General features: G+C 51.6%; 28 protein-coding genes. 12 read left to right on the top strand and 16 right to left on the bottom strand.

Annotated features, from left to right (window positions below):
* Positions 1–10 precede the first annotated feature (10 nt).
* From rfaD to RSJ68_03885, 11 genes are all read right to left on the bottom strand, one after another.
* The gene (rfaD, locus tag RSJ68_03935) at positions 11–1,015 is read right to left on the bottom strand and encodes an ADP-glyceromanno-heptose 6-epimerase (protein WNU97886.1); all 1,005 of its coding nucleotides are present in this window, start codon (positions 1,013–1,015) and stop codon (positions 11–13) included.
* An 89-nt stretch (positions 1,016–1,104) separates the two neighbouring features.
* Positions 1,105–2,067, bottom strand: coding sequence for an ADP-heptose synthase (gene hldA / locus RSJ68_03930; GenBank protein WNU97885.1), 963 nt, complete (start codon positions 2,065–2,067; stop codon positions 1,105–1,107).
* A 54-nt stretch (positions 2,068–2,121) separates the two neighbouring features.
* Positions 2,122–2,862: an orotidine-5'-phosphate decarboxylase gene (gene pyrF, locus RSJ68_03925; GenBank protein ID WNU98343.1), complete on the bottom strand. Its 741-nt coding sequence runs from the start codon at positions 2,860–2,862 to the stop codon at positions 2,122–2,124.
* 348 nt (positions 2,863–3,210) lie between these two features.
* Positions 3,211–3,858, bottom strand: a complete 648-nt coding sequence (gene adk, locus RSJ68_03920) for an adenylate kinase (protein ID WNU97884.1) — start codon at positions 3,856–3,858, stop codon at positions 3,211–3,213.
* An 82-nt stretch (positions 3,859–3,940) separates the two neighbouring features.
* Positions 3,941–4,459 carry a 3-deoxy-manno-octulosonate cytidylyltransferase gene (locus tag RSJ68_03915; GenBank protein WNU97883.1) on the bottom strand — a complete coding sequence of 173 codons (519 nt, stop codon included), beginning with the start codon at positions 4,457–4,459 and terminating at the stop codon, positions 3,941–3,943.
* A 10-nt stretch (positions 4,460–4,469) separates the two neighbouring features.
* Entirely contained in the window at positions 4,470–5,231 is a 762-nt protein-coding gene (kdsB, locus tag RSJ68_03910; GenBank protein WNU97882.1) for a 3-deoxy-manno-octulosonate cytidylyltransferase, read from the bottom strand.
* Positions 5,228–5,410, bottom strand: coding sequence for a Trm112 family protein (locus tag RSJ68_03905; protein WNU97881.1), 183 nt, complete (start codon positions 5,408–5,410; stop codon positions 5,228–5,230). The genes kdsB and RSJ68_03905 overlap by 4 nt, the downstream gene beginning before the upstream one ends.
* 59 nt (positions 5,411–5,469) lie before the next feature.
* Positions 5,470–6,051: a DUF2059 domain-containing protein gene (locus tag RSJ68_03900; protein WNU98342.1), complete on the bottom strand. Its 582-nt coding sequence runs from the start codon at positions 6,049–6,051 to the stop codon at positions 5,470–5,472.
* A 49-nt stretch (positions 6,052–6,100) separates the two neighbouring features.
* Positions 6,101–6,781, bottom strand: coding sequence for a hypothetical protein (locus RSJ68_03895; protein WNU97880.1), 681 nt, complete (start codon positions 6,779–6,781; stop codon positions 6,101–6,103).
* Positions 6,782–6,830: 49 nt separating this feature from the next.
* Positions 6,831–7,850: a tetraacyldisaccharide 4'-kinase gene (lpxK, locus tag RSJ68_03890; GenBank protein WNU97879.1), complete on the bottom strand. Its 1,020-nt coding sequence runs from the start codon at positions 7,848–7,850 to the stop codon at positions 6,831–6,833.
* A gap of 52 nt (positions 7,851–7,902) precedes the next feature.
* Positions 7,903–9,099, bottom strand: coding sequence for a PIN domain-containing protein (locus RSJ68_03885; GenBank protein WNU97878.1), 1,197 nt, complete (start codon positions 9,097–9,099; stop codon positions 7,903–7,905).
* Positions 9,100–9,250: 151 nt separating this feature from the next.
* On the opposite strand from RSJ68_03885, the gene xseA reads away from it, so the two are divergent.
* From xseA to RSJ68_03860, 5 genes are all read left to right on the top strand, one after another.
* A complete protein-coding gene (gene xseA / locus RSJ68_03880; GenBank protein ID WNU97877.1) occupies positions 9,251–10,600 on the top strand; it encodes an exodeoxyribonuclease VII large subunit in 1,350 nt (449 codons plus the stop codon).
* A 547-nt stretch (positions 10,601–11,147) separates the two neighbouring features.
* Positions 11,148–11,915, top strand: coding sequence for a CDP-diacylglycerol--serine O-phosphatidyltransferase (gene pssA / locus RSJ68_03875; GenBank protein ID WNU97876.1), 768 nt, complete (start codon positions 11,148–11,150; stop codon positions 11,913–11,915).
* 3 nt (positions 11,916–11,918) lie between these two features.
* On the top strand, positions 11,919–12,728 hold the full coding sequence (locus RSJ68_03870) for a sulfite exporter TauE/SafE family protein (protein ID WNU97875.1): 810 nt from the start codon (positions 11,919–11,921) through the stop codon (positions 12,726–12,728).
* Positions 12,718–13,008 (top strand): CsbD family protein, encoded by a 291-nt coding sequence (locus RSJ68_03865; protein ID WNU97874.1) that lies wholly within the window; start codon positions 12,718–12,720, stop codon positions 13,006–13,008. Before RSJ68_03870 ends, RSJ68_03865 begins: the two co-directional genes overlap by 11 nt.
* 222 nt (positions 13,009–13,230) lie before the next feature.
* A complete protein-coding gene (locus RSJ68_03860; protein ID WNU97873.1) occupies positions 13,231–13,980 on the top strand; it encodes a methyltransferase domain-containing protein in 750 nt (249 codons plus the stop codon).
* 152 nt (positions 13,981–14,132) lie between these two features.
* Here the strand turns inward: RSJ68_03860 and RSJ68_03855 are convergent, their stop codons facing one another.
* A complete protein-coding gene (locus tag RSJ68_03855; protein WNU97872.1) occupies positions 14,133–15,275 on the bottom strand; it encodes an alpha/beta hydrolase in 1,143 nt (380 codons plus the stop codon).
* Between the two features lie 154 nt (positions 15,276–15,429).
* On the opposite strand from RSJ68_03855, the gene RSJ68_03850 reads away from it, so the two are divergent.
* The 6 genes from RSJ68_03850 (at position 15,430) to RSJ68_03825 (ending at position 21,493) form a co-directional block, all read left to right on the top strand.
* Entirely contained in the window at positions 15,430–16,347 is a 918-nt protein-coding gene (locus tag RSJ68_03850; GenBank protein ID WNU97871.1) for a LysR family transcriptional regulator, read from the top strand.
* Between the two features lie 171 nt (positions 16,348–16,518).
* Positions 16,519–16,965 (top strand): tetratricopeptide repeat protein, encoded by a 447-nt coding sequence (locus RSJ68_03845; GenBank protein WNU97870.1) that lies wholly within the window; start codon positions 16,519–16,521, stop codon positions 16,963–16,965.
* A gap of 32 nt (positions 16,966–16,997) precedes the next feature.
* Positions 16,998–17,978 carry a PHB depolymerase family esterase gene (locus RSJ68_03840; GenBank protein ID WNU97869.1) on the top strand — a complete coding sequence of 327 codons (981 nt, stop codon included), beginning with the start codon at positions 16,998–17,000 and terminating at the stop codon, positions 17,976–17,978.
* Positions 17,979–18,134: 156 nt separating this feature from the next.
* The gene (locus RSJ68_03835) at positions 18,135–18,998 is read left to right on the top strand and encodes an SDR family oxidoreductase (GenBank protein ID WNU97868.1); all 864 of its coding nucleotides are present in this window, start codon (positions 18,135–18,137) and stop codon (positions 18,996–18,998) included.
* Positions 18,985–19,833, top strand: a complete 849-nt coding sequence (locus RSJ68_03830) for an ABC transporter ATP-binding protein (protein ID WNU97867.1) — start codon at positions 18,985–18,987, stop codon at positions 19,831–19,833. The genes RSJ68_03835 and RSJ68_03830 overlap by 14 nt, the downstream gene beginning before the upstream one ends.
* A gap of 340 nt (positions 19,834–20,173) precedes the next feature.
* Positions 20,174–21,493: an MFS transporter gene (locus tag RSJ68_03825; protein WNU97866.1), complete on the top strand. Its 1,320-nt coding sequence runs from the start codon at positions 20,174–20,176 to the stop codon at positions 21,491–21,493.
* A 231-nt stretch (positions 21,494–21,724) separates the two neighbouring features.
* Here RSJ68_03825 and RSJ68_03820 read toward each other — a convergent pair whose 3' ends face one another.
* A complete protein-coding gene (locus tag RSJ68_03820; GenBank protein WNU97865.1) occupies positions 21,725–22,120 on the bottom strand; it encodes a DUF305 domain-containing protein in 396 nt (131 codons plus the stop codon).
* A gap of 519 nt (positions 22,121–22,639) precedes the next feature.
* Between RSJ68_03820 and RSJ68_03815 the strand changes: the two genes are divergently transcribed.
* A complete protein-coding gene (locus tag RSJ68_03815; protein WNU98341.1) occupies positions 22,640–23,608 on the top strand; it encodes an IS110 family transposase in 969 nt (322 codons plus the stop codon).
* Positions 23,609–23,744: 136 nt separating this feature from the next.
* Here RSJ68_03815 and RSJ68_03810 read toward each other — a convergent pair whose 3' ends face one another.
* From RSJ68_03810 to uvrB, 3 genes are all read right to left on the bottom strand, one after another.
* A complete protein-coding gene (locus RSJ68_03810) occupies positions 23,745–24,260 on the bottom strand; it encodes a hypothetical protein (GenBank protein WNU97864.1) in 516 nt (171 codons plus the stop codon).
* A 21-nt stretch (positions 24,261–24,281) separates the two neighbouring features.
* The gene (locus RSJ68_03805; protein WNU97863.1) at positions 24,282–24,812 is read right to left on the bottom strand and encodes a hypothetical protein; all 531 of its coding nucleotides are present in this window, start codon (positions 24,810–24,812) and stop codon (positions 24,282–24,284) included.
* 91 nt (positions 24,813–24,903) lie between these two features.
* On the bottom strand, positions 24,904–26,928 hold the full coding sequence (gene uvrB / locus RSJ68_03800) for an excinuclease ABC subunit UvrB (protein ID WNU97862.1): 2,025 nt from the start codon (positions 26,926–26,928) through the stop codon (positions 24,904–24,906).
* Positions 26,929–26,942 lie beyond the last annotated feature (14 nt).

Here is a 26,942-nt window from a genome sequence, read left to right as displayed (position 1 = left end):
GCATTTCAAATCAAGCCAAATTTTCCAGCATCCATTTGACGTAGCGCCCGACACCTGCTTTGACATCCAAAAATTCTTCCTTGTATCCGGCTTCGCGCAGTTTGGTAATGTCGGCCTGGGTGAAGCTTTGGTATTTGCCTTTGAGCGCGTCGGGGAAGGGGATATAGCGGATAAGTTCTTCTTCTATCAGCTCTTTTAAGCTCAGTTCAGGTTTGCCTTCGGCGGCGCGGCAGGCGTTGACGGTAGCGGCGGCGAGTTCGTTGAATTGTTGGCTGCGGCCGGTGCCGAGGTTGTAGATGCCGGAGAGATTGGGGTGGTCGAAGAAGTAGAGGTTGACTTTGGCGACGTCTTCGACGCTGACGAAGTCGCGGGTTTGTTCGCCGTTGCCGTAGCCGTCGTTGGCACCGAACAGGTTGACGTAACCGTGTTCGCGGTATTGGTTGAAATGGTGGAAGGCGACGGATGCCATGCGGCCTTTGTGTTGTTCGTGTTGTCCGTAAACGTTGAAGTAGCGGAAGCCGACGACTTGGGCGGTCAGGCCTTCTTTCATGCGGCGGCGCAATACTTGGTCGAACAGGAATTTGGAGTAGCCGTACACATTGAGCGGTTTTTCAAGTTCGCGCTCTTCGCGGAAGATTTCGCCTTTGCCGTACACGGCGGCGCTGGAGGCGTAGAGGAAGGGGATGCGTTCGTCCTGACACCAGTCCAAAAGGTCGAGCGTGTACTGGTAGTTGTTGTCCATCATGTAGAGGCCGTCGTGGTTCATGGTGTCGGAACATGCGCCTTGGTGGAAGACGGCTTCGATGTTTTCGTAAGGCAGAAGATGGCCGCGCACTTGACGGATGAATTCGTGTTTGTCGAGGTAGTGGGCGATTTCGCACTCGGCAAGGTTTTTGAATTTTTCGCCACGGGTCAGGTTGTCGACGGCGACGATGTCGGTAATGCCGCGTTGGTTGAGGGCTTTGACGATGTTGCTGCCGATAAAGCCGGCCGCGCCTGTTACGATGATGGTCATATTGGGTTTCCTTTGTTTTTTGGTTTTGGCGAAACTCGTTGCACTCGTTTCAGACGACCTTGGAAAGACGGGGTCGTCTGAAAAAGAAATTACTGCTCTTCCAATGCTTTGTTCAACTCTGCAAACGAGCAAACCGCCGTGCCGAGTTTGGCGACGACGACACCGGCGGCGGTATTGGCGAGGTGCATGGCTTCGGGCATGGTGTAGCCTGCCGCCAGCCCCAAGCCCACTCCGGCAATGACGGTGTCGCCTGCGCCGGATACGTCGTAAACTTCTTGGGCGCGGGTGGGCTGGTAAATGGGTTCGCCTTCGCTGAACAGGGTCATGCCCTCTTCACTGCGGGTCAGTAAAACGGCGGTCAGGTCGAGGTGGCGGCGCAGGTTTTGCGCTTTTTCGGTCAGCTCGCTTTCGTTTTTCCAACTGCCGACCACTTCTTTCAATTCGGCTCTATTGGGTGTAATCAGTGTGGCGCCGGCGTATTTTTCGTAATCGTCGCCTTTGGGGTCGATTAATACGGTTTTACCGGCGTGTTTCGCCCAATCTATCATATCGGAGATGTGCGACAGGCCGCCTTTGCCGTAGTCTGAAAAAATGATTGCGTCGTATTCGGGCAATATTTCACGGTATTTCTGCTTGATTTGCTCCAACACTTCGCGGTTGGGATGTTCTTCAAAATCAAGGCGGATAAGCTGCTGGTTGCGGGCGACGACGCGCAGTTTGACGGTGGTGGCGATTTGTTTGTCGCGCATCAGATAGGAGGCGACGCCGTCCTGCGCCATCAGCGCGTCGAGCGCGTTGGCGGCTTCGTCGTCGCCGGTTACCGACAACAGCCCTGCTTTGCCGCCCAACGAAGCGATGTTGCGCGCAACGTTCGCCGCTCCGCCCGCACGTTGGTCGATTCGTCCGATTTTGGCCACCGGCACGGGCGCTTCGGGCGAAATACGGGACACGTCGCCAAACCAATAGCGGTCGAGCATCACGTCGCCGACAACAAGGACTTTGGCTTGTGCGAAACGGGATTTGAGGGTTTCTTGTTGGAACTTGGTGGGCATATTGCCTCCGTTGTGTTTTTTCAAACGGCCTCAACCTGTAAGGTCGTCTGAAAATCAGTTTGCTTCAAGGTTCGCTACGCGGTTCACTTCGCGCAATACGGCTACCGGATCAGCAGCTTTGGTTACCGGACGGCCCATCACCAGATAAGTCGAACCCGCTGCCAATGCTTCGGCGGGCGTCATGATGCGGCGTTGGTCGTCGTTGTTGCCGGCAACGTCCAAACGGATGCCGGGCGTTACCAAGACAAAATCCTGCCCCAATTCGCGGCGCAGTGGCGCGGCTTCTTGGGCGGAGCAGACCACGCCGTCCAAGCCCGAACTTTGCGCCAGTTTTGCCAAGCGGATGACTTGTTCTTCAGGGGCGATGTTCAAACCGATTTCCGCCAAATCGCTTTGTTCCATGCTGGTCAACACGGTTACGCCGATTAAGAGCGGCTTCGTGCCGTATCCGGCAACGGCTTCGGCGGCGGCTTCCATCATGCGGCGGCCGCCCGATGCGTGCATATCGACCATCCACACGCCCATGTCGGCGGCGACTTTGCAGGCTTGCGCGACGGTGTGGGGAATGTCGTGGTATTTCAAATCAAGAAAGAGTTTGAAGCCCTGATGAATCAGGCTTTCCGCCAAACTGCGCCCCGTGGCGGTAAACAGTTCTTTGCCGATTTTGATTTGGCACAACGTCGGATCAAGGTTGCGGACGAATCCGAGCGTGTCTTTTTCGTTGGCAAAATCAAGGGCAACGATGACGGGGGTGCGTTGTTGCGGAGTTTGGAAGTCGGTGATTAAAGGATTCATGGTGTTTTCGTTTTGGGTTTTCAGACGACCTTTATCGTCTTTTTCGCAGTAACAACGTAAATTCAAACCGTAGGTCGGGCATTGATGTCCACCTACGCGGACTCAAGCCCCCGACAAACTGTTTCGGATAAATTTGAACCGGTACATCAGCCGTCATTCCCGCGCAGGCGGGAATCCATTGATAAAACTCAGTTCATCAGATTTAAACAGCGATTGCCCAAATTCAGAAATGGATTTCCGCCTGCGCGGGAATGACGCCGAATGATTATTTTTCGGTTGCAACACGCTGTTTATCAAAAACAGGTCGTCTGAAAACCTGATTTCCTGTTTTCAGACGACCTTTTCGATTTATTTGCCCAATGCGCCCAATATTTCGGCTTTCACGGCTTCTACCGGCTGAGTGCCGTCAACCTTGATGTATTTCGGCGCGTGTTCGCCTTCCAGCTTGCTGTAAAAATCGACCAGCACTTCGGTTTGCTCGTGGTACACGGCAAGGCGTTTTTTGACGGTTTCTTCTTTGTCGTCGTCGCGCTGAATCAAATCTTCGCCGGTTACGTCGTCTTTGCCTTCGACTTTGGGCGGATTGTAGGTAACGTGGTAGGTGCGGCCGGAAGCCAAGTGGACGCGGCGGCCGCTCATGCGGTCGACAATCACGCTGTCGGGTACGTCGATTTCAACGACCGCGTCCAAATCCACACCCGCTTCAACCATCGCTTCGGCTTGTGCCAGCGTGCGCGGGAAGCCGTCGAACAGGAAACCGTTTTTGCAGTCGTCTTGCGCGATGCGCTCTTTGACCATGCCGATGATGATGTCGTCGCGCACCAAGCCGCCTTCGTCAATGATTTTTTTCGCTTCCAAACCCAGCGGCGTGCCTGCTTTAATCGCAGCGCGGAGCATGTCGCCGGTGGAAATTTGCGGAATGCTGAACGCAGCGGTGATGAATTGAGCCTGAGTGCCTTTGCCCGCGCCCGGCGCGCCTAACAATAATACTTTCATGGGTGTTCCTTTTTGTTAAGTAGTATGGATTTGAAACGTGATTCAAATGATTTTACACGGCTTGCGTTTATCGTTCAAAACTTCAGACGGCCTGTTCCGCGCCGAAATGTTTCCATGCGTCATCGCGCATTTCGGCAAACCATGTGTCTTCGGGAAAACGCTTCAATGCGTCTTGCAAAGTGGAAAGCAGGTTTTGCGATAAAGTCTTCGCCAAATACTCTTCCTCATTGGCTTCCGCCGCCTTGTCCGCCTGCTGCGCCAAACCGCGCGCGCGGGTCTGATGCCCGTGTGCCAAGTAGTTGAGCGCAATCACCTTTTGCGCCCAAAGCTGCGGAATTTCAGGGCTGTCTTGCAGCAATACCGACAAAATCGACACGGCAACCGTCAGCCTGCCGCCGTTAAAGCGCAAATCCAGCGAACGGTTGGGCGGCAGCGTACTGAGCGTTTCCGCCATACGGAACCAAAACTCGCCGCTGGCTTCGTCCGGCGCGGCGGCTTTCAACATTTCATAGTTAAACTCTTGGTCGTCGTTTTGAACCAGCAGGGCAACATCGGCAAGCAGTTTTTGCTCTTCGCGGCTCAAATGGCGTAAATCGGTCATGTTTTTCCTTTCAGACGGCCTCAAAGACGGCTCGGACCCTGTCCAAATCTTCCTGCGTATCCACGCCGGCTGCGGGGGCTTGTTTGGCGGTTTCGACGGCAATCGGATAGCCGTGCCACAGGACGCGCAGTTGTTCCAGCGATTCAATGGTTTCCAGCGGCGAAACGCTCATTTCGGCGTAGCGTTGCAGAAAACCGGCGCGGTAGGCGTAGATGCCGATATGGCGCAGGACGGCGGTTTCGGCAGGCAATTCGCGTTTTTCGGCGCGCATGGCATCGCGCGGATAGGGAATCGGGGCGCGGCTGAAGTAGATGGCGTTGCGGTTTTTGTCGAGGACGACTTTGACGACGTTGGGATTCATAAATTCGTCGAAATCGTGCAATTCGTGTGCCGCGGTCGCCATCTGTACGTTGTTTTCCACTAAAACTTCGGCGGTGCGGTCGATAAGTTCGGGGGCAATCAGCGGTTCGTCGCCCTGTACGTTGACGACCACCAGATGTTGCGGCAGTTTCAGCGCGGCGGCGGCTTCGGCAAGGCGCGTCGTGCCGCTTTCGTGCCGTTTTGAAGTCATGACGACTTCGACGCCGTGCGCCTGACAGGCCGTCTGAATGTCGGGATGGTCGGTGGCAACGACGACGCGCGCGGCTTTGCTTTTTGCCGCCTGTTCGGCAACGCGCACGACCATCGGTTTGCCGTGAATATCCGCCAAGGCTTTTCCGGGCAGGCGCGATGAATCCAGCCGCGCCGGAATCAATACGACAAATTCGGTCATGCTTTGAGTTCCTCTTCGCTCAACGCTCGTGCTTCGTTTTCCAGCATATAGGGAATGCCGTCTTTAATCGGATAAGCCAGCTTCGCCTGACGGCTCCACAACTCTTGTTTGTCCTGATGATATTCCAGCCTGCCTTTGGTAACGGGACAGACGAGGATGTCTAAGAATTTTTTTTCCATGGGGTTTCTTTCGTTTGATAAATTGGAGGTCGTCTGAAATATTTTCAGACGACTATAATTTATTTCTTATGCTTTTTCCCAACCTGTTTGGCTTGTTTACAGCTTGTATCAGGGTTTTTGTCGCCACACATGATACCTTGTATCTCTTTTGCAAATTCAGGCGTATGACGCTGCACAGCTTTTTCTGTTAATGCAAATCCAAACGTCGATATTTCACTCATCGCTTGCTTGAGCATAAGAGGCGTCTTGGCAACAACAGCCTGCCCGATAGGCGAACTATAAAAGGCAATCATGCTGTCAACTTCTTCTTGCGTGTATGTCGATTTAGCATGCTTTAATAAAGTATTGCGGACAGTTTGTTTCACTTCGGGCGTTATCAAATCTTTCAAAACATTTTCGCGATAACGGTCAATAGCTTTTGCCATTTGCTCTTTTTTCGTTTCCGGTATTTTGGCAAGGGCTTTATCTGCATATGGTTTAAATCCAATATTGAAACTGTCAATCATATTTTTTTCCATATCCCGGTCAAAATTCTGCGTATCCAACCAACGCTCCAGCGACGCATCGCTGGGTGTAGCGGCAAATGCGTTGGCACACAATGCCAACGCGGCGAAGGGCAATAACAAAGTTTTCAGTTTCATCATTCTTTTCCTTTCAACAAAAAATAAATATTTTCAGACGACTAAAGCTTTATTTGAAAAATTTCGGTAAAAGTTTATTGCCTTTACTCAAAAGACGGTGTGCCTGTTCCTCAAACGCAGGCGTATATCTATCGCTTGCATTGCTGAAATTGTCGCTCAAAGTTCTGTGGATAATCTTATCATTCAGCTTATCAAACCGTTCTATTTTTCCAAGTGCAGATTTTCCGGCACCATCTCCAAATGCTTCGGAAATCTTCTCAATTTCCGAGCGGCTCAAATAATTTCTAATGCCTCCGCCGCGCCGTTGGCGGTTTCTTATCTTCTTCAAAATATTTTTCCCTTGGGCTGAAGAGAAAAACCGGTTGATCACATCGACTTCTTCTTGAGTGAACAGTTTTTGTACTGCGCGCTTTTCTTGATCCAGCCATTGTCTTTCCATCTCCGGATGGGTCAATTCGGCATGCATATCTTCAATATAGCGGCTTATCAATGCCCGCATCTTTCCTCTTTGAGTTAAAGGAGTCATAGACAACAAACGGGCATTGATCTCTTTATCCACCATCTCCAAAGAGCTTTCTAACTTATCTGCGTAATAGCTGTTTATGCCTTGGATTTCCAGAAATTTAACCGCAGCACTATCACTCGGCCTTGCCCTTTTTTTGGCAACCACATTTTGAGCGCAAGTTAATAAAGCTGCACAAAAAACCAGCAAATATTTCAATTTCATCATTCTCTCCTATTACGTTGTTTGAAACTGTTTTAAAACATCCGGGAAACATCTATAAGCGTTTAGATTCTAACATTTTTGAAACAAACGCCGCCAAATCAGGTTCGATTATCGCACAAACAGGCAACACCCATACATGATTCATATTGAGGTCGTCTGAAAACTTGACCGCATCTTTCTCCGTAATAATGACCGCATCCGCATCGGGCAAATCTGCCGCTGCGATGCCGGCATGGTCGGGCAGCGCGACGGTTTGGTTCAATATGATGCCCATGTTCCGCAACGAATCGAAAAAGCGCTCCGGCTTGGCGATGCCCGCCACGGCGGCGACGGTTTGGTTTTTCAGACGACCTGTACCCAGTAATTCGGACGGCTGGTTCAAACGGTAAATCTGTCCCGTTTCGATACGGCTGTGAAACATGTTTTCAGACGGCACAAACGACGCATCCGCCTTGCCTCCGCTGACGACGACCGCATCCACCGAATCCAGTCGCGACAAAGGTTCGCGCAAACTGCCGTTGGGCAGCAGATCCAAATCCGTGCGCCCCGTATCTGCGGCCGGAAACACCGCGATTTCCACATCCCGCCGCAGGGCGTAATGCTGCAAACCGTCGTCCGCTACAATCAGCCTGATGTCGGGATGCGCCGCCAGCAACGCCCTGCCTGCCTCCGCACGGCTGCTGCCCACCGCCGTCGGTGCGCCGGTTTTGCGGAACAGCAGCAAAGGCTCATCGCCCGCATCTTCCGCACGGCTCTTGGCATTCAATACATGAACCTCTTTACTCTTGCGCCCGTAGCCCCGGCTGATGATGCCGACCTTGACGCCTTTTTCCTGCAAACCCGACACCAGCGCGGCGACAATCGGCGTTTTCCCCGTCCCACCCGCATGGATATTGCCGACCACGACCACAGGCACGGGCAGCTTTTCGCTTTTCAGACGGCCTGAAACGAAATCATCGCGCCGTTTTGCTGCAATTTTGGCGAAAAGTATGGATAAGGGTTTGAGCAGGAAAGATAAAAACGGATTGGGGCGTTGCCAATGGCGTTCGATGATTTGATGGAGTTTGGGCATTCGGGCATCTTTTGGGGTATGGGATAAGGGAAATATCCAAAACAGGCAAACCTTATTTTTTTGGATAGTTCACTTTCCCTAAATTATCAATAGAAAATTTTTTCTGACTGACAAGCACATTAATTAATTTTTCAATATGGTTATCCGATAATTTCAGAATGGATTTGAAAGAATTGATTATTGCTTTTTTGGTTTTTGGTTTATTTTTAGCTGACTTATTAAAAAATTTCTGTACTGCATTCAGTATCTTAATATCTTCTTCTTTGCTGATAATATCAATCCGTTTCGGAATTTGAATCTCCAAAGGGAAAGGGGCATATTCTATCTTGTCGCCTTTGATACGTATCAATTGCTGGAATTCGCAGTATTTTAAAATATCATCTAATGTATTTTCTTCCACTTCCAAACAAAATATTTTAGATTGCGAACGCAGAACATTTCTAGCGCCCTGTACCGTTTTACTTTTTGATTCAATCAGCTTGCACGTCAACTTCTCTAAAATATCATTACTGCTAATGTGATAATTCACAAAATTAGTATCAGGATTGAACGAAATCAGTTTTTTATTAAGCATACTTTGGATAATTTTCCCAACTATTTCATTTTGTTGTTCTTGATTAAAGGGGATTAATTCTTGATACAAAACAGAATGCAAGCGCGATTCCAAATTGTGAAAAACGGTCGGTCTGAAAGCACTGGGCGGAATTAATGCTGCAATTACCTTTCGTACACATGAATTAATAAATGTAGGAGATTGATGTAAAGCAACAGGTTCAGAATACACAATTTCCGCTTCTTCGGCGGAGTGCTTATCCTTTGAAAGATTAGGTTCTTGTCCTATCTGTTGTTTTTTCATTTCCAATAACAATTCCTCATTCTTCCCTGCATCCTCCAAACTTCCCAATCTGACAATACCCTTACACAAATGCGCATCTTCCAAATGTTCGACTAAAACATCAAATCCCCCGTCCCTCGAAAGAATGCATATCAATGCCTCCTTGTCCCGTTCCGTAATCTTGCCTAAATAATAGGCAAGATAAAAATCCAAAGCATTTTTGCCTGTCTTTGCGATCCGTACGAAATGAACATTTTTCCCAAACCTGCATAAGGCTTCGCAAAGCTCCACCGATAAAGTTTTTTGTTGCAGCTTCCCCAGAAAAAGCCAGATATGGCAGTTTTCTTCACTCACTCCGCTCAATTGCGATGCTTCCGGTTGGACGTTTTCAAAATCAATCAAAATATGTTTCATAACAGTATCCCGTAATGTTTTCGTTTAGAGGTTGACAATATACTATTAAAATAATATCCGGCAAAGACTTCTTTCAGACGGCCCTTTCCGCACAAATGCCGCCCGAAACCCCTTATAATCCAACCTTTCCCCATTTCTTCCCGCCCTCCCGATGTCCGAACTCTTCGCGCCCTCCTCCATTTTCGTATCCGAACTCAACGCCCTCGCCAAAGCCTTGCTGGAAGACCATCTTGCCGGCTTTTGGATTGCGGGTGAAGTGTCCAACCTGACCCGTGCCGCCAGCGGACATTATTATTTCTCGCTCAAAGACAGTCGCGCGCAGGTGCGTTGCGCGATGTTCAAGGGTGCGGCGGCACGTTTGGCGAAACCTTTGAAAGAAGGCGACCATATCGAAGTGGCGGGCAAAATCAGTATTTACGAGGCGCGGGGCGAATTTCAGATCACGGTGAACGAGGTGCGGCTCAAAGGCTTGGGACAGCTTTACGAAGCCTACGAGCGGCTGAAGGCACAGTTGCAGGCGGAAGGCGCGTTTGCGGCGGAACGCAAGAAACCTTTACCCGCCCGAGCGCAATGTATCGGCATCGTAACCAGTCTGGCGGCGGCGGCATTGCGCGATGTCTTTACCACCCTGAAACGCCGTGCGCCCGAAATTCCCGTCATCGTTTATCCGACCGCCGTTCAAGGCGCGGGCAGCGAGTTTCAGATTGCCCAAGCGATCAAAACCGCATCGCAACGCGCCGAATGCGATGTGTTGATTGTCTGTCGCGGCGGCGGCAGCATTGAAGACTTGTGGGCGTTTAACGAAGAGCCTGTTGTGCGCGCCATCGAAGCCTGCGCGATTCCCGTCGTCAGCGGCGTGGGACACGAAACCGATTTCACGCTTGCTGATTTCGTCGCCGACGTACGTGCGCCCACACCGACCGGCGCAGCGGAACTGGTCAGCCCCAACCGCCAAGAATCGTTACACCGTCTCGCCCAAGCCCAAGGTCGTCTGAAAACCGTTTTGGAACAACGCTATTTCGATGCCAGCCAAAAGCTCGACTGGCTCGCGCGGCAAATCCGCCACCCGCGCCAAAAACTCGGCGAACAGCGCACCTACATCCACAAACTGGCGCAAACCCTGTCCTACTCGATGACGCAAAACGTCCGCGCCCACACCGCCCGTTTCGAACGCCAAACCCAAGCCCTGAAACATTGCCGCCCCGATATTTCCGTTTACCGGCAAGACATTGACCGTTTTCAGACGACCTCGTCGCACGCCTTCCGCCAACTGCTCGCCCACCGCCGACAAAGCCTGACCGCCCAAACCGCCCTGCTCGAAGCCGTCTCGCCGCAGCAGATTCTGGAGCGCGGCTTCTCCGTCGTCAAAAACACACGCGGACAAGTCATCCGCAACGCCGATGTTTTGAAGCAAGGGCAGAAACTGCACATCACTTTTGCCGACGGCGAAACCGACGTGCGCGTGACCAAAGAGCAGGCGCAGCGGGAATTGTTTGATTAACCATCGGCTTGAATGAAAAAGGTCGTCTGAAAACAGGGTCGATTAAAATAGAAACCGCCCTTGCCGTTATTCTCGCGCAGGTATGAATCCGGAGATTTGGAATAATGGCGTTCCGAATCCTTCCGAAAACCAAAAATCCGGATGAATGACGGTTCTGATGCTTTTTCTTTGCGCTTATTATTTGAACATTTGCTTTGACAAAATTTGATCCGCCTGTTTTCAGACGGCCCGTCCCTCACGAATCCCTTTCGCCGATATGGCATGAATGCCGAGTCCGCGGGCCAATCATGATTTTCGCGGGCAAAGCCCACGTTACACGCTGTTGTTTGGTTGTTCGGATTTGATAAAAATATGGCAATTTACGACTGATTGTTCCTGTTTTTAGAAAGACAGCAAAACTCATATTTCGGTAAAAAGGTCGTCTGAAAGTGAACAAACCCAGTTGTGTTCACACATTTTCAGACGACCTCCTGCACATTCCGGAATCATTTTCATCTCAATACGGTATAATCCCTCCATCTGCTTTGTACTGCATCATCAAACGATTATGGACAACATGCAAAACCAACCGCCAATCCCGCCGCGCAATTCTCTGCGTCGGAACAGTATTTACCTGCTGCCCAACTCCTTTACCATCGCTGCGTTGTTCTGCGCCTTTTTCGCCATCACCCAATCCATGCACGGGCGTTATGAGACGGCGGCGATTGCAGTATTCCTCTCCATGCTGCTCGACGGCATGGACGGTCGCGTGGCACGGCTGACCAACAGCCAAAGCGCGTTCGGCGAACAGCTCGACAGCCTTGCCGACATGGTCAGTTTCGGCGTTGCGCCCGCCTTGATTGCCTATAAATGGCAGCTTTGGCAGTTTGGCAAAATCGGTTATTCCGTCGCCTTCATCTACTGCGCCTGCGCCGCCCTGCGCCTCGCCCTCTTCAATACGCTTATCGGCAAAGTCGATAAACGCTGGTTCATCGGCGTTCCCAGTCCGACCGCCGCCGCGTTGATTGTCGGCCTGATTTGGGTCAACCACAGCATCGAACGCTTCCCCGGCGTGCATTGGTGGGCTTTGGGCATCACGCTTTTCGCCGGCATTTCCATGATTGTCCAAATCCCGTTTTGGAGCTTTAAAGAAATCAACATCCGCCGCCAAGTCCCGTTTATGGGCATGGTGCTTACCGTGTTGGTCTTGCTGCTCATCAACTGGAAACCTTCGCTTGTACTTTTTCTGTTTTTCCTGGGTTACAGCCTATCCGGCTACATCATGGCGGTATGGCGCTGGTTGAAAAAACGCCGTAAAACCAAAAAGGTCGTCTGAAAAATGTGGACTTGGGATATTATCCTCGCCCTGCTCGCCGTCGGAAGCGCGGCGGGTTTTATTGCGGGATTGTTCGGCGTAGGCGGCGGTACCCTGGTCGTCCCTGTCGTCTTGTGGACACTGCAACTGCAAGGCATCAGCAGCCACCCCTACGCCCAACATCTCGCCATCGGTACATCCTTCGCCGTCATGGTATTCACCACCTTCTCCAGCATGTACGCGCAGCACAAAAAAAGCGCCATCGACTGGCAGACTGTCCGCCGTATGACCCCCTCCATGATATTCGGCGTACTGATCGGCGCGGTAACCGCCAAATACATGCCTACCCGCGCCCTGCAAATCTTCTTTATCGCATTCCTAACCCTTATCGCCCTCAAAACCCTGACAGACTCCAAACCCAAAGCCTCGCGCCACCTGCCCGCCCTACCCGGCTTAAGCGCGGTCGGCACATTGTTCGGCGCAGCTTCGAGCTGGGTCGGCATCGGCGGCGGCTCGCTGTCCGTCCCCTTCCTGATGTATTGCAACTTCCCCGCCCACCGCGCCATCGGCACATCCTCCGGCCTCGCCTGGCCGATTGCGCTCGCCGGCACAATCGGCTATCTCGTTACCGGCTGGAACGTTCCCGACCTGCCACACGGCTCCGGCGGCTTCCTCTATCTACCCGCTGTTGCCATCCTCAGCATCGCCACCATGATGTTTGCCCCGATCGGCGTCAAAACCGCGCACAAACTCCCCGCCCGCCGGCTTAAAATCTCCTTCGGCATCATGCTGCTGCTGATTGCCATAAAAATGGCTTGGAACCTTGTCCGTTGAATTTTCCCAAACGCTGCCATCATTAGAAGGCTCGAGTGGTAAATTAGACCAATTCGGAGATAATGTAAAAGAGAAAGCCGGGGAACTCTTAGACGATCCCAAACTCGAAGCAGAGGGCGTAATCCAACAAGGCATCGGCAAAGTCAAAGAAGTTGCCGCCGACATTGAGGAAAAAGCAAGCGACGTATTGAAAAAAGGCAAAGAAGAAGCAGGACATCTGGTTGATGAGGCAAAAGAAAAAGCCGAAAACCTGATTGACGACATCAAAAGCAAGTTCTAATCCATCCTTGTCTTAAGCTATGTCAAAAGGCCGTTTGAAACACGATTTCAGACGGCCTTTATTTCAGACAGCGCAGCCACTCTAAAATCGCCTGCTCCCCATCTAATCAAGCTTTCAGACGACCCCGCCGGATAAGTTGGATAGATGAATCCAATGCTTTAACGGTTTTGCCGAATCCCGACTCGAAATACGCATCGTTCAACCATCCACAGGAGAAGCACCATGCCTTCCGCCAAACTCATCCCAAAACTCAAACCCGCCCTGCAAAACCCGCTTCCGCCCGAACAAGATGGCATCTTGTTGTGCCTCGATTCCGACAACGTAACAGGCGACAACGCCAAATACATGAAAATGTACAACCGCCTCGCCCGTTGGTACGATTTCGGCGAACGCTGGATAGCCCGCTTCAGATACGGCAACAGCATCAACGAAATGCGGTGCAGCCTGATGGGCGAACTGGAATGGCGGCAGGACTGCACCGCACTCTATGTCTCCATCGGCACTGGTACCGATTTAAACCACCTGCCCGCCGACATCAACCTCTCCGCGCTGGATTTGACCGGCGCCGACCTGTCGCTCGGCATGTTGGCACGCTGCCGCAACGTATGGCGGAAAAAAGCAGCGGACTTGGACTTGGTACACTGCAACGCCGAAGATTTACCCTTTGCCGACAATATGTTCGACGTCGTATTCCATGTGGGCGGCATCAATTTTTTCAGCGACAAACAAAAAGCCATCAACGAAATGCTGCGCATCGCCAAACCCGGCACCAAAATCATGATCGCAGACGAAACCACCGACTTCATCCAACAACAATACAAAAAAAGCCTATTCACGCGGAACTATTTCCAAGACACCGATTTCGACCTGACACAAATCGAAAACTGCATTCTCGAAACCGTACAGGAAAAGAAAACGCGGCTGCTGTGGAACAACCGCTTTTACTGCATTACTTTCCGCAAACCTATTTGAAATAGTTGCTACGCCTGTTTTTTTTTCAGACGACCTCGAAATCTGAAAAGGTCGTCTGAAAAATAAAAAGCAGCCTGCACTCGTTACAAAAAAGTGCAGGCTGTCAATTTACAGGATTCCCTACATTTTCAGGTAGCCCTCTTCAGACGACCTTAATGCAGATTCGCTTTAAAGAACTGCTCAAACTTATCAAACGGAATCTTGCCAGTGGTGTTGTCATACAAATCCGTGTGGTTCGCACCCGGCACGATGTACAGCTCTTTGTTTTGGCTGCCCAGAGATTTGAATGCGTCTTCGCTGAAATAGCGCGAGTGTGCTTTTTCGCCGTGAACGATTAAGGCGGGGGCTTTCAACTCGCCTGCGCGTTGCAGAATCGGCATGTTGATGAACGCCAGCGGGGTGGTTTGCGACCATGCGCCGTTGGAATTGACGGAGCGTGGGTGGTAGCCGCGTTGGGTTTTGTAGAAGCCCGAATATTCGCGTACAAACTGCGGGGTGTCGGCGGTCAATTTGTCTTGCGAAGGCAGGTGGTTGTCGGGGCTGCCGTGCGACGGCGTGCCGCTTTCCGCGTCTGCCCAGCGTTGGGGGTTCATGCCCTGTTTGGCTTGGTAACGCGCTTCGGCAGTTTGCGCGGGGGCGCGGTCGTAGCCGCCTTGGGCGTTCTGCTTCATGTTGATTTCGTAGCCGTTGGCCATCACGCGGGTCATGTCGTACATGGTGCTGGTGGCGACGGCTTTGATGCGGGTATCGCCCACAGCGGCGTTCAACGCCATACCGCCCCAACCGCAAATGCCCAAGATGCCTATTTGTTCGCGGTTCACGAAGTTTTGCAGGCCGAGGAAATCAACGGCGGCGGAAAAGTCTTCGGTATTGATTTCGGGCGATGCGATATTGCGCGGCTCGCCGCCCGATTCGCCGGTGAACGAACCGTCAAATGCCAAGGTTACAAAACCGCGTTCTGCCATCGCTTGGGCATATAGACCGCTGGATTGCTCCTTCACCGCACCGAACGCGCCGGCCACCGCAATTGCGGGCAGTTTCTGGCCTGAACGGATATTTTTCGGCACATACAAATCACCAACCAATGTGATGCCGTAGCGGTTTTTGAATGTTACTTTGTGGTGTTCCACTTTATTGGACTGGGGGAAAATTTTGTCCCATTCTTGGGTAAGCTTGGTTTGAACTCCTTTCATCGGGGTAATGGACACGTCTGCCAGCGCAGGGGCGGACAAAGTCAATGCAACGGCGGCTGCGGCAGCAGTTTTCAAGAATGATTTTTTAACTTGGTTTTTCATGGGGTTGCTCTGTGATTTGTTTATTGAATGAGTGCATTATAGGGATGGACTGTTTGGCAAACAATGAATAAAATCTGAATTGTTAATTCTAGAATATGGAACAATTAAGGTGCAGGCTGCCTGAAAAGGTTTTCAGACGACCTGAACCAATCCCTTGAAAATCAAAATGGACAAACTCAACGCCCTAAAATACTTCTGCTCCGCCGCCGAGACCCTGCAATTCCGCGAAACCGCGCTGCGCCTGTCCGTTTCGCCGCAGGTGGTAACGCGCGTGATTGCCGAATTGGAACAACACCTCGGCGAACAGCTTTTTACCCGCAACACACGCAATATCCACCTGACCGAGTTTGGCGCAGCCTTCCTGCCGCGCGCCCAGCAGCTCCTTGCCGACAGCGAAAACCTGTTTTCTGCCGCCAAAGAAAAAGACGAGATACGCGGCATCGTCCGCATTACCGTACCGCAGTGGAACGATAACGGCCGCATACTCGCCCGCCTGCTGGAAAAATGCGCCGACTATCCCGAACTTTATATCGATTGGCGCAGCAACGACGCCAAACTTAACGCGGTGGAAAACCAACTCGACATCGGCATCCGCATCGGGACACAGGCAGAAGATTTGATGATTGTCCGCAAAATCTGCGACACCACCGACAAAATCGTCGCCTCCCCCGCCTATCTCGCCCGCCACGGCACGCCGCAAAGCCTAGACGAATTAACCGACCGTTTTCCCGCATCGTCGCTCATTAACGCCAACACCAACCGCCCGTGGGGCTGGCCGCTCAACGCAGAAATGCACGTTTTCCCAAAAAACATCCGTTTCATCACAGACGACCCTGCCAACGAACTCGCCGCCGCACTGACAGGCAGCGTTGCCGCCTATATCCCGGAACATCTGTGCCGAACCCACCTGCAAAACGGCGAACTGGTGGAACTCTTCCCCGAAATCCCACGCCGCCCGTGGCAACTCTATATCTACCGCCCGCAACGCACAGTAACTTCCGTGCGCGTGTTAAAGGTGTTCGACTGGCTGACGGAGGTGTTGCGGGAAATGTATGGCAAAGAGGCTACCTGAAAGTGCAGGCTGCTTTTAAGGCCGTCTGAAAGCCCGAAAAGCAGCACCACAGGCACGCACATCGGTTTGCCGAATCGCAGATTCGGACCGATGGCAGCCTGCACCCCGCCGCTTGCCGTAAACGCATGATATTCCTACAATCCCCCTTTCCCCACTTTTAAAGAAACACCCATGAAATCCAAACTATCCGCGCTTGCCATCTCCGCTCTTCTCGCCGCCTGTTCTGCCGTCCCGCAGCATAACGAGCAGGCGAAAGCCCTGCTGGACAAAGGCATCGCCCTGTATCAAAAACAGAATTACCAACACGCCAAGCCCTACTTTGAGCAGGCGCAGCAGGCGGGGCATATGAAAGCGCCGCGTTATCTGGGCCTGATGTATCTGAACGGCGAAGGCGTCGCCAAAAATGCACAAACCGCTTTTGTCTACTTCACGCAGGCTGCCGAAGCGGGCGACATCACGGGGCAATACTGGCTGGGCTATTGCTACGAAAACGGCATCGGTACGGCAAAAGACATGACCCAAGCCGTGCGCTGGTATCAGAAATCCGCCGCACGCGGCGACCATGTTTCCCAGCCTGCCATTGACGCGCTGAACCGCTTGGGCGTGAAAGCAAATTAACTGTTTCCCTCAACCTTTTAAGGAGTAATCTCATGAAAAAAACCGCCACCGTCATCGCCGCCGGCCTGCTGCTGGCAGCCTGCACCGCCACGCAAAACACCGCTGAAAACAGCCCCGCCGCCCAAAGCACGCAAAATCCCGCTTGGGACAAGCAATACGGCGGCGCGGACAAATCCTACGACAGCCGCCTGCTCGCCCTGCGCGAGCAAATCGCCCCGCGTTTTGAAGTGCTGACCTTCAAAGACCCGCAAACGGGCAAGGAAATGCAGTACAACCTGTACACGCCGAAAAATCTCGAACCCGGCCGCCAATACCCGCTGGTGATGTTCATTGCCGACGCCAGTACCGCAGGCAAAGGCGTGAAAGCCCCGCTGATGCAGGGCTACGGCGGCATTATTTGGGCAACCGACGAAGCGCAGGCGAAACACCCCGCCTTCGTCCTCGTGCCGTCCTACACCGAAACGGCGGTTAACGACCAATGGCAAACCTCAGACGAAGTCGGCATGACCCTGCGCCTCGTCAAAAGCCTGATGACCCAAAAACTGATCGACCCCGACCGCGTTTACACCACCGGCCAATCCATGGGCGGCATGATTTCCTTTTATCTCAACAGCATTGAGCCGGATTTCTTCGCCGCTTCCATGTTCGTCGGCAGCCAATGGGACATCAACGTATTAAAACCGCTGACGCGGGCAAAATTCATCTACACCGTTTCCGCCGCCGACCCGAAGGCATCGGCAGGCATGGCGCAAGTCGGCGAAATGCTGCAACAAAACAAAGTCGCCTACGCCGAAACCGAGTTTTCCGCCAAACTGCCGCAGTCCGAACAAAACGCAAAAGTCCAACAAATGCTTGCCCAAGGCAGACGCATCAACTTCATCCGCTTCACGCCGAATACGGTGATTCCAGAAAACAGCACCCACAAAGGCGCGGAGCATATGTATTCGTTTGATTACGCCTACCTGCTCGAACCAGCCCGTGATTGGCTGATGCAGCAGAAACGGGAGAAATGAGTTCTGTGATTCTAAGGTCGTCTGAAAAATCTTCATATCGGTTTTCAGACGACCTTTACTACTTCTAAAAGGTCGTCTGAAAATCCGTCTACCCTAAAGCCACTTTTTCAGCTATCCTTCCCCTATTATTTTCCTCCACTTCCCAAGGAGTTCCCCATGAACATCGCCATCACCGGCGCCAGCGGCAACATCGGAGGCATGGTCGCCCGTCATCTGAACACACGCGGCCTGCCGCTGATTCTGCCGCTGCGCAACCCCACCAAAGCGCCCGCCCTGCCGAACTGCGAAGCGCGGCGGTTTGCCTATGACGATTTGGAGCTTGCCAAGCAGGCGTTAAACGGGGTGGAGGTGCTGTTTATGGTGTCCGCCGCCGAGAGCCCGACGCGCGAGCAGGAGCATTTGACTTTGGTGCAGGCTGCTTCGGAAGCGGGCGTGAAACACATTGTCTATCTCTCTTTTGCACAGGCGGCGTTGGACAGCACCTTCACGCTGGCGCGCACCCATGCGGTTACCGAAAATGCGATCCGACAAACAAATATGCGTTACACCTTTCTGCGCGACAATTTTTACAGCGAGATGATGGCAACGATTGCCAACGCAGGCGGCATCATCGCAGGCCCTGCCGACGACGGGCGCGTTGCCTGCGTTTCGCAGCGCGATGTTGCCCAAGCGGCGGCAAACGTCATCGCCGACATCGCATGCGGCAACCACCGCCACGATAATCAAACCTACACGCTGACAGGTTCCCAATCATTAAACTTCGCTGAAATAGCCGCCGTCCTAACCAAAATCACCGGTAAACCGCACCGCTACCACAACGAAACCGTGGAAGAAGCCTTCGCCAGCCGCAAAGCTGCGTACCCTGACACGCCCGACTGGCAGATTGAAGCGTGGGTTTCCACCTACACCGCCATTGCTAAAGGCGAACTTGCCGCCGTTTCAGACGACCTGCCGAAATTGCTAGAACGCGAGCCGCGCCGTTTTGTCGAAGTTGCAAAGGATATTTATGATGCAGCCTGAACATACTCCCTTAATCGAATTCAAAAACGTCAGCAAACGCTACGACAACCACACCGCCGTGAACGAACTTAACCTCACCATTTACCAAGGCGAGTTTTTCGTGTTGGTGGGCGGTTCGGGCAGCGGTAAATCCACCACGCTGCGAATGATTAACGCGCTGACCGAGCCGACCGACGGCGATGTTTATTTCAACGGCAGGCGTATCAAAGATTACGACATCCGCGGGCTGCGCCACCGCATCGGCTATGTGCTGCAACAAATCGCCCTGTTCCCTACCATGACCGTGCGGCAGAACATCGAGCTGATGCCCGACATTTTGGGCTGGGACAAACCGAAGCGCACATCGCGCGTGAACGAACTGCTCGAGCTGGTCGGTATGCCGCCCGAAACCTACCTAAACCGCTATCCGCACGAACTCTCCGGCGGCGAACAGCAGCGCATCGGCATCCTGCGTGCCATCGCTGCCAAACCCGACATCCTGCTGATGGACGAACCCTTTTCCGCCCTCGACCCGCTCGCCCGCGCTTCCCTTCAGGAAACCGTGTCGTTGATTCACAAAAAACTCGGCACCACCATCGTTTTCGTTACCCACGACATGAGCGAAGCCGCCAAACTCGCCTGCCGCATCGGCGTGATGCACCAAGGCAGGCTGGTGCAGGTCGATACGCCGCAGGATATTCAAAACCATCCGGCGGATGACTATGTGCGCTCCCTGTTCGGCGCGGCGCAGCCGGAAAACACCGTCTCCGCCGATGAAGTCATCAATCTTTACCGCCGTCTGGACGTGGACGGCAAAGCGCGGGTAAGAGAGCATTGGGCAAAAGAAGAAAATTAGAAAAGGTCGTCTGAAAACGGACATATTGGATTTTGCCCAATCGTTTTCAGACGACCCCAAACCATTTTCAGTACACGCTCAAGCACCGGGCCTACTTTCCGGTAATACCCAATTTCGCAAAAACTCTACTGTAAGTCCAAATCAAAAGCATCTATGTCGTCATTCCCGCCCAGGCGGGAATCCACTTTTGAATTTAGGCAACCGTTTTGCAAATATCTGTTGTTCAAAGTTTCCGACGGTTTTCCGCCTGCGCGGGAATGACGGCAGCTGGCAGGTACCGTATTAAAAATCAAGCGAATCTGCTATATATACTTCCTCAAAACCCCAAAGGAGAATCAAGATGGACATTCTTTCCCGCCTGCAAGCATTGCCGCCGGGCAGGTTCCACTACAAATTACTGGTATTGGTCGGCATCGGCTGGCTGTTTGACGCAATGGATACCGGCATCGTGTCGTTTATATTGCCCGCATTGGGCAAAGAATGGGGTTTGCAGCCGGCGCAACTGGGCTGGATAGTCAGCATCGCCTTTATCGGCATGGCACTGGGGGCGGTAGCGAGCGGCTGGCTGGCAGACCGCTTCGGCAGGAAAACCGTATTTGCCGCGACCATGGCAGTGTACAGCACGGCGACAGGCCTATGCGCCTTTGCACCTGACATTGCAACACTACTTACCTGCCGCTTCTTTGTTGGAGTAGGACTGGGCGGACAGCTCCCTGTCGCGGTGTCATTGGTCAGCGAATACGCCCCGCCGAAAGTACGCGGTCGGTTCATCGTGTTGCTGGAAAGTTTTTGGGGCTTGGGCTGGCTTGCCGCCGCACTCGCTTCCTATTTCTTTATCCCAAAATTCGGCTGGCATAGCGCGTTTTTAATCGGCGCGCTGCCTATTTTGTATATCCCGCTGGTGTTGAAATTCATCCCCGAATCCGTCCCATACCTGCTCTCGCAAGGCAAAACGGACAAGGCGCACCGACTGGTCAGCCGCTTGGAAGAGGAAGCGGGAATTACGCCCGCCGCAACAGCCATCGCACCGCCGCAACAGCAAAAACAGCGCATCCGTTTCATGCAACTGTGGCAACAGCCTTTCGCACGGCGCACGCTGATGCTGTGGCTGGTCTGGTTCGGCATCGTCTTTTCCTATTACGGCATTTTTACTTGGCTGCCGAAACTCTTGGTCGAACAAGGCAATACGGTGGTCAAAACCTTTGAATATGTGCTGGTGATGATTGTCGCGCAACTGCCCGGCTACATCGCGGCAGCGGCATTGGTGGAAAAAATCGGGCGCAAAGCGACTTTGGCGGGCTTTCTCGCCGCCTGCGCCGTCTGCGCGTGGTTTTTCGGACAAAGCAGCAGCGCCGCCGAAGTCATGGCGTGGGGCAGCCTGATGTCGTTCTTCAACCTCGGCGCATGGGGCGTTTTATACACCTACACGCCCGAACTCTACCCCCTCCGCTTCCGCGCCTTCGCCTCCGGCTGGGCGGGCGCAATCGGACGCATCGGCGGCATCCTCGCGCCTATGGTGGTCGCCCAAATGGTCGGCGGCAGCGGCGGATTCGGCAATATATTCATGATGTTCGCCGGCGTGATGATGCTGATTGTATTGGTAATTTTGGCTTTAGGCGAAGAAACGAAAGGCAGGACGCTGGAGGAAATCAGCTCTTAAACAACCGTATCGACAGTCCAAAATCAGCAAAAGGTCGTCTGAAAACGCCAAATTGGTTTTCAGACGACCTTTATGCTAGAGATTTTCAGACGACTTTTGAGGTCGTCTGAAAGTTTGAAACAATGTTTTGAATGATGAAAACGCGTGCGTGCGTACCACACACACTCTACACCTGGGTTTTAAAGTTTGTGCCATCCTCAGGTGGGGTGTGTGGCGCAGCCACGAACGCGTTTAGCGGGGATGCAGGCTACGGCTTGCTTTTTTGTTGTGTGCTTTAAGCCATTTTTGCATTTGTTCAATTTCCGCTTGTTGTGCGTTAATAATATCCTCAGCAAGCTTACGCATTTCAGGATCCTTTCCGTATTTTAATTCAACTTCCGCCATTTTTACTGCGCCAATATGGTGTGGCAACATACCTGCTGCAAAAGCAACATCAGGATCTTTATATTGCGCAGCTGCCATCATGTCTTGATTCATTTGATCCATGCCTTGCATTAATTCTTGTTGCATTGCAGAATCTGTCGGCATTGGCATATTCATGTGTGCTTGATGCGGTTGTTCATTAGCTTGGGCATAATTTGAAATTGCAATAGCGCTAAGTGTGATAAAAGTCATAAGTTTTTTCATGTTTTTCGCCTATGTGATAACTGAAGGAGCACAAAATATAAACTTTGACCTAAGGTTAAAGTCAATATTTATTCCGAAAATTTTTGGTGAGGTGCTAAAATAAAAGAATATTCGATATGAGGGACAGCAAAATGTAGGTTGGGTTGCAAACCCAACATTTCGTAAAATTTAACAGTTTTGTTGGGTCTTGACCCAACCTACGCTTGCTGAAATGAAACAAAGGTTGTCTGAAAACGGATTCACGGTTTTCAGACAACCTTTATGCTAAGAGATTTTCAGACGACGTTTGAGGTCGTCTGAAAATTTGAAACAATGTTTTGAATGACAAAAACGCGTGCGTGCGTACCGCACACACCCTTGTATATCGGAACTCCCGTATCATAGCAACAAACCGCCCGGCCGCCATCCGTACACACCCAAGGCAAACAACCGTTGAGTAGCTTAGGGAGCGGTCGGGCAACCCATCGACACAACCGGACAGTTGCCAGACAACACAACCGAATGCAAGGCAGGTTTATGATGAGTACCCAACACAATTACGCAGGCATCGACATCGCCAAACGAAACTTCGTCATCGCCGTTTCGTCTTTGTCTAAAACCAAAACCGAAACCAACAACCCGAAAGGTATCGCCCATACTATCGAATACCTTAAAAAGCACAACGTCGCCCTCGTTGTGATGGAAAGCACCGGCGGTCTCGAAATCCCCGCCGCCAAAGCCATCCACCGCGCAGGTATGGCCGTGATCATCGCCAACCCGCGTCAGACGCATCAGTTTGCCCAATCGCAGTCGCTGACCAAAACCGATGCCAAAGATGCCCAAATGCTCGCCTTCTTCGCACAGATGATGACGCAGAAAGAAGGTTGGCAAACCATGCTCTACCACCCGCCCACCGAAGCGGAAGAAGTGTTGGAAGCATTGGTTAACCGCCGCAACCAACTGGTGGATATGCGGACTGCCGAGAAAAACCGTCTGCATCAGGTTCATGAAACGCAAGTCGAAAGCGTCAAACAACTGATTGCCCATTTTGACCGGCTGATTGACGAATTGGACAAACAAATCGACGACCACACCCACACGCATTTTGACGGCAAAGCCCAAGTGGCAGAGCAAATCAAAGGTATCGGTTCGATAACGACGGCTACGCTGATGGCGATGCTGCCCGAATTGGGGCGGTTGAGCCACAAACGGATAGCGAGTTTGGTCGGCATTGCCCCGCACCCGAGGGAGAGTGGTGAAACCAAATTCAAAAGCCGCTGCTTCGGCGGAAGGTCTGCGGTGCGTAAGGCGCTGTATATGGCTACCGTGGTAGCGACACGTTTTGAACCGCTTATTCGGGATTTCTATCAGCGCCTGCTGTCCAAGGGTAAGCCGTATAAGGTTGCCGTTACGGCATGTATGCGCAAACTGTTGACGATATTGAATGCCCGGATGCGTGATTATTTTGCCGAAAACGGTACCACCGAAAACGGTATCCGAACGGCTTGATTTGAGTTTTTGTATTTTTGCCCGACGGGGTGAAAAATACAGTTGCTACACCTTGGTTCTAAAGTTTGTGCCATCCGCAGGTGGGGTGTGTGGCGCAGCCACGAACGCGGTTGACGGGGGTGCAGGCTACGGCTTGCTATTTGTTATCTAAAAAAGTCATCAGAAAATTCTCAAGTTCTTCTTCATATGCTAGATTTGGTTTTCGGACTGATGCTGGGTTAATTTTAATAATTGCCACAAGCCATTTAACCAGATCACAGAATGCAGCTTCTACTTTCTCTTTAGTTGGATTAGCATGTAATCCAGCATTAAACAAATCAATTAATCTGTCAGTCTCTTTCCCAAGAGTTTCTAAAGAAGACATATTATTATTTTTTTCACACTCAATAGTAATGTATGCCCAAATTCTATTTTTATATTGGGTTTTTCCAACTTTTCTATCTCTCCAGGGTTTCTCTTGAGCAGGAAACAGATAGTCTGCCAATTTTTCCAAAAATCTTCTACCTGATAATGCTGCTTGGGCTAAATCTTCATCAGTCTCTGCCCTTTCTAATGTTCTAGAAGCAGCTGCTAATACATCAAAAAGCTTAGGATGAAGCTCTTCTAGTGCATAGATAATATCCGATATGTCTTCATTTTTCAGATCAAGCATGTTTGTAAAAAATTCCTCAAATTACTCAATCCTTTTGAAATGATTCAACGTATCAAAGTTATCGAATATTGTTCTTCTTGCTCCTATACATTCATGCTTTACTTTAAAACCATGTTGCACGAGCAATTCATTTTCATAATTTTCTGGATCTTCATTAAAACCATAGAATATGGAAATAATCCCGTTCTCAATACGGAACAATTCAATCAAACTGTTTCTAAAAACCTGAAGATGGATATTATTTGAGAATTTAATATCCATAGCTCCCAAATAAGGATCAAAAATATTAAGTTTTTCATGAAGTGATTGAGCTGTTTTTATATCCATATTTTGAAACATCCAACAAAAAATTGTTGAAGTTAGAAATGAATTATAAAGTTTTTCTCTATGGATGAGATTTAGTGTGGTTGGTGTGTATATTTCTTTAAGTATTATTCTATAATCATTTATCCTCAGTGGCTTTTCACCATTGTGAATGATAACATCTCCAATAGATACGCGCATGCTACGTTTTGTGCTTTGTAATACATGAGTTTCTAAAATGGCTTTCATGATGGAAAAACCATAATAAGAATCCAAAGTTGGATGATCTGAATTAAATAAAAAAACTACGTTCATATTAATCTAACCCTAAAAAGATTTTCTAAATACTACCAAATAGACTTTCCTTAATCCCCCGTATCCTATCCCTCAACACAGCCGCCTCTTCAAACTGCAAATCCCTAGCCGCCTGCTGCATGGCTTTTTCCAGTTTGGCGATTTCTTTAATTGCGTCTTCTTCGTTGTGGATTTCGCCGACTTTAACCTTATTTTTGCCTTTCAGACGACCTTTTCCGCCGTCTTCTTCGTGGTACACGCCGTCGATGATGTCTTTGACCTGTTTTTTAATCTGCTGCGGCACGATGCCGTGTTCTTCGTTGAATTTAATCTGTTTTTCGCGGCGACGTTCGGTTTCGTCGATGGCGGCCTTCATGGAGTCGGTGATTTTGTCGGCGTACAGGATGGCGACGCCGTTCACGTTGCGCGCGGCGCGGCCTATGGTTTGAATCAGGCTGCGGTGGGAGCGCAGGAAGCCTTCTTTGTCGGCGTCGAGGATGGCGACGAGGGAGACTTCTGGGATGTCCAAGCCTTCGCGCAACAAGTTGATGCCGACCAGTACGTCAAACAGACCGAGCCGCAAATCTCTAATAATTTCAACGCGCTCGACGGTGTCAATGTCGCTGTGCAGGTAGCGCACTTTGATGCCGAGTTCGCTGTAATAGTCGGTGAGTTGCTCCGCCATGCGTTTGGTGAGGGTGGTAACGAGTACGCGTTCGCCTTTTTGGATGCGGTCGTTGATTTCGCTCATTAAGTCATCGACTTGGGTGGCAACGGGGCGGATGATGATTTGGGGGTCGACCAGCCCGGTGGGGCGGACGACTTGTTCGACCACTTGTCCGGCGTGTTCTTCTTCGTATTTGGCGGGAGTGGCGGAAACGAAGACGGTTTGCGGCATGACTTTTTCAAATTCGTGGAACTTGAGCGGGCGGTTGTCGCGGGCGGAAGGCAGGCGGAAGCCGTAATCGACGAGGTTTTGCTTGCGCGATGCGTCGCCTTTGTACATGCCGCCGATTTGGGTGACGGTAACGTGGCTTTCGTCGATGAACATGATGGCGTTGTCGGGCAGGTAGTCCATCAGTGTGGGCGGCGGTTCGCCTTCTTTTTTGCCGGAGAAGTGGCGGGAGTAGTTTTCGATGCCTTTGCAGAAACCCATTTCGTAGAGCATTTCGAGGTCGAAGCGGGTGCGTTGTTCGATGCGTTGTTGTTCGACGGGGCGTTGTTCGCGGGCAAAAAATTCGATGCGTTCGCGCAATTCTTCCTTGATGGATTCGCAGGCGCGCAAGACGGTGTCGCGCGGGGTAACGTAGTGGCTGGACGGGAAGACGGTGTAGCGGCCGACGCGTTGGTGCAGGCTGCCTGAAAGTGGGTCGAACATATCGAGGCGGTCGATTTCGTCGTCAAACAGGCTGATGCGCAGGGCGTTTTCGGAGCTTTCGGCGGGGTACACGTCAATCACGTCGCCGCGCACGCGGAAGCTGCCGCGTTTGAAGTCCAAATCGCCGCGTTCGTACTGCATGGAAACGAGCGTGGCGATGATGTCGCGCTGCTCGATGGTGTCGCCTTCTTTGACGGACAACACCATTTGCTGATATTCGGTCGGGTCGCCGATACCGTAAATGGCGGACACGGTAGCGACAATAATCACGTCGTCGCGCGTCATCAGGTTTTTGGTGGCGGAAAGGCGCATTTGTTCGATGTGTTCGTTGATTGCACTGTCTTTTTCGATGAACAAGTCGCGGCTGGGCACATAGGCTTCGGGTTGGTAATAGTCGTAGTAGGAGACGAAATATTCCACCGCGTTTTCGGGGAAAAACTCGCGCATTTCGGCGTAGAGCTGGGCGGCAAGGGTTTTGTTGTGCGCCATGATGATGGCGGGGCGGCCGCTTTGGGCGATGACGTTCGCCATGGTGTAGGTTTTGCCCGAACCGGTTACGCCGAGCAGGGTTTGATAGGCAAGGCCGTCTGAAAGCCCTTCGAGCAGGCCGGCAATAGCGGTGGGCTGGTCGCCGGCGGGCGGGAAGGGTTGGTGGAGTTTGAAGGGGGAATTTGGGTATTGGATGACTTCCATATTGCCGCCTGTAC

This window comes from Neisseria sp. DTU_2020_1000833_1_SI_GRL_NUU_006, from assembly GCA_032388755.1.
Lineage (GTDB): Bacteria > Pseudomonadota > Gammaproteobacteria > Burkholderiales > Neisseriaceae > Neisseria > Neisseria sicca_C.
This window is presented reverse-complemented; position numbering and strand designations above follow the sequence as displayed.

What these genes read in the sequence shown, in the direction of transcription:
- rfaD (WNU97886.1), bottom strand. Translation starts at nt 1,015, where the DNA reads ATGACCATCATCGTAACAGGCGCGGCCGGCTTTATCGGCAGCAACATC.
- hldA (WNU97885.1), bottom strand. Translation starts at nt 2,067, where the DNA reads ATGCCCACCAAGTTCCAACAAGAAACCCTCAAATCCCGTTTCGCACAA.
- pyrF (WNU98343.1), bottom strand. Translation starts at nt 2,862, where the DNA reads ATGAATCCTTTAATCACCGACTTCCAAACTCCGCAACAACGCACCCCC.
- adk (WNU97884.1), bottom strand. Translation starts at nt 3,858, where the DNA reads ATGAAAGTATTATTGTTAGGCGCGCCGGGCGCGGGCAAAGGCACTCAG.
- RSJ68_03915 (WNU97883.1), bottom strand. Translation starts at nt 4,459, where the DNA reads ATGACCGATTTACGCCATTTGAGCCGCGAAGAGCAAAAACTGCTTGCC.
- kdsB (WNU97882.1), bottom strand. Translation starts at nt 5,231, where the DNA reads ATGACCGAATTTGTCGTATTGATTCCGGCGCGGCTGGATTCATCGCGC.
- RSJ68_03905 (WNU97881.1), bottom strand. Translation starts at nt 5,410, where the DNA reads ATGGAAAAAAAATTCTTAGACATCCTCGTCTGTCCCGTTACCAAAGGC.
- RSJ68_03900 (WNU98342.1), bottom strand. Translation starts at nt 6,051, where the DNA reads ATGAAACTGAAAACTTTGTTATTGCCCTTCGCCGCGTTGGCATTGTGT.
- RSJ68_03895 (WNU97880.1), bottom strand. Translation starts at nt 6,781, where the DNA reads ATGATGAAATTGAAATATTTGCTGGTTTTTTGTGCAGCTTTATTAACT.
- lpxK (WNU97879.1), bottom strand. Translation starts at nt 7,850, where the DNA reads ATGCCCAAACTCCATCAAATCATCGAACGCCATTGGCAACGCCCCAAT.
- RSJ68_03885 (WNU97878.1), bottom strand. Translation starts at nt 9,099, where the DNA reads ATGAAACATATTTTGATTGATTTTGAAAACGTCCAACCGGAAGCATCG.
- xseA (WNU97877.1), top strand. Translation starts at nt 9,251, where the DNA reads ATGTCCGAACTCTTCGCGCCCTCCTCCATTTTCGTATCCGAACTCAAC.
- pssA (WNU97876.1), top strand. Translation starts at nt 11,148, where the DNA reads ATGGACAACATGCAAAACCAACCGCCAATCCCGCCGCGCAATTCTCTG.
- RSJ68_03870 (WNU97875.1), top strand. Translation starts at nt 11,919, where the DNA reads ATGTGGACTTGGGATATTATCCTCGCCCTGCTCGCCGTCGGAAGCGCG.
- RSJ68_03860 (WNU97873.1), top strand. Translation starts at nt 13,231, where the DNA reads ATGCCTTCCGCCAAACTCATCCCAAAACTCAAACCCGCCCTGCAAAAC.
- RSJ68_03855 (WNU97872.1), bottom strand. Translation starts at nt 15,275, where the DNA reads ATGAAAAACCAAGTTAAAAAATCATTCTTGAAAACTGCTGCCGCAGCC.
- RSJ68_03845 (WNU97870.1), top strand. Translation starts at nt 16,519, where the DNA reads ATGAAATCCAAACTATCCGCGCTTGCCATCTCCGCTCTTCTCGCCGCC.
- RSJ68_03840 (WNU97869.1), top strand. Translation starts at nt 16,998, where the DNA reads ATGAAAAAAACCGCCACCGTCATCGCCGCCGGCCTGCTGCTGGCAGCC.
- RSJ68_03835 (WNU97868.1), top strand. Translation starts at nt 18,135, where the DNA reads ATGAACATCGCCATCACCGGCGCCAGCGGCAACATCGGAGGCATGGTC.
- RSJ68_03830 (WNU97867.1), top strand. Translation starts at nt 18,985, where the DNA reads ATGATGCAGCCTGAACATACTCCCTTAATCGAATTCAAAAACGTCAGC.
- RSJ68_03825 (WNU97866.1), top strand. Translation starts at nt 20,174, where the DNA reads ATGGACATTCTTTCCCGCCTGCAAGCATTGCCGCCGGGCAGGTTCCAC.
- RSJ68_03820 (WNU97865.1), bottom strand. Translation starts at nt 22,120, where the DNA reads ATGAAAAAACTTATGACTTTTATCACACTTAGCGCTATTGCAATTTCA.
- RSJ68_03815 (WNU98341.1), top strand. Translation starts at nt 22,640, where the DNA reads ATGAGTACCCAACACAATTACGCAGGCATCGACATCGCCAAACGAAAC.
- RSJ68_03810 (WNU97864.1), bottom strand. Translation starts at nt 24,260, where the DNA reads ATGCTTGATCTGAAAAATGAAGACATATCGGATATTATCTATGCACTA.
- RSJ68_03805 (WNU97863.1), bottom strand. Translation starts at nt 24,812, where the DNA reads ATGAAAGCCATTTTAGAAACTCATGTATTACAAAGCACAAAACGTAGC.
- uvrB (WNU97862.1), bottom strand. Translation starts at nt 26,928, where the DNA reads ATGGAAGTCATCCAATACCCAAATTCCCCCTTCAAACTCCACCAACCC.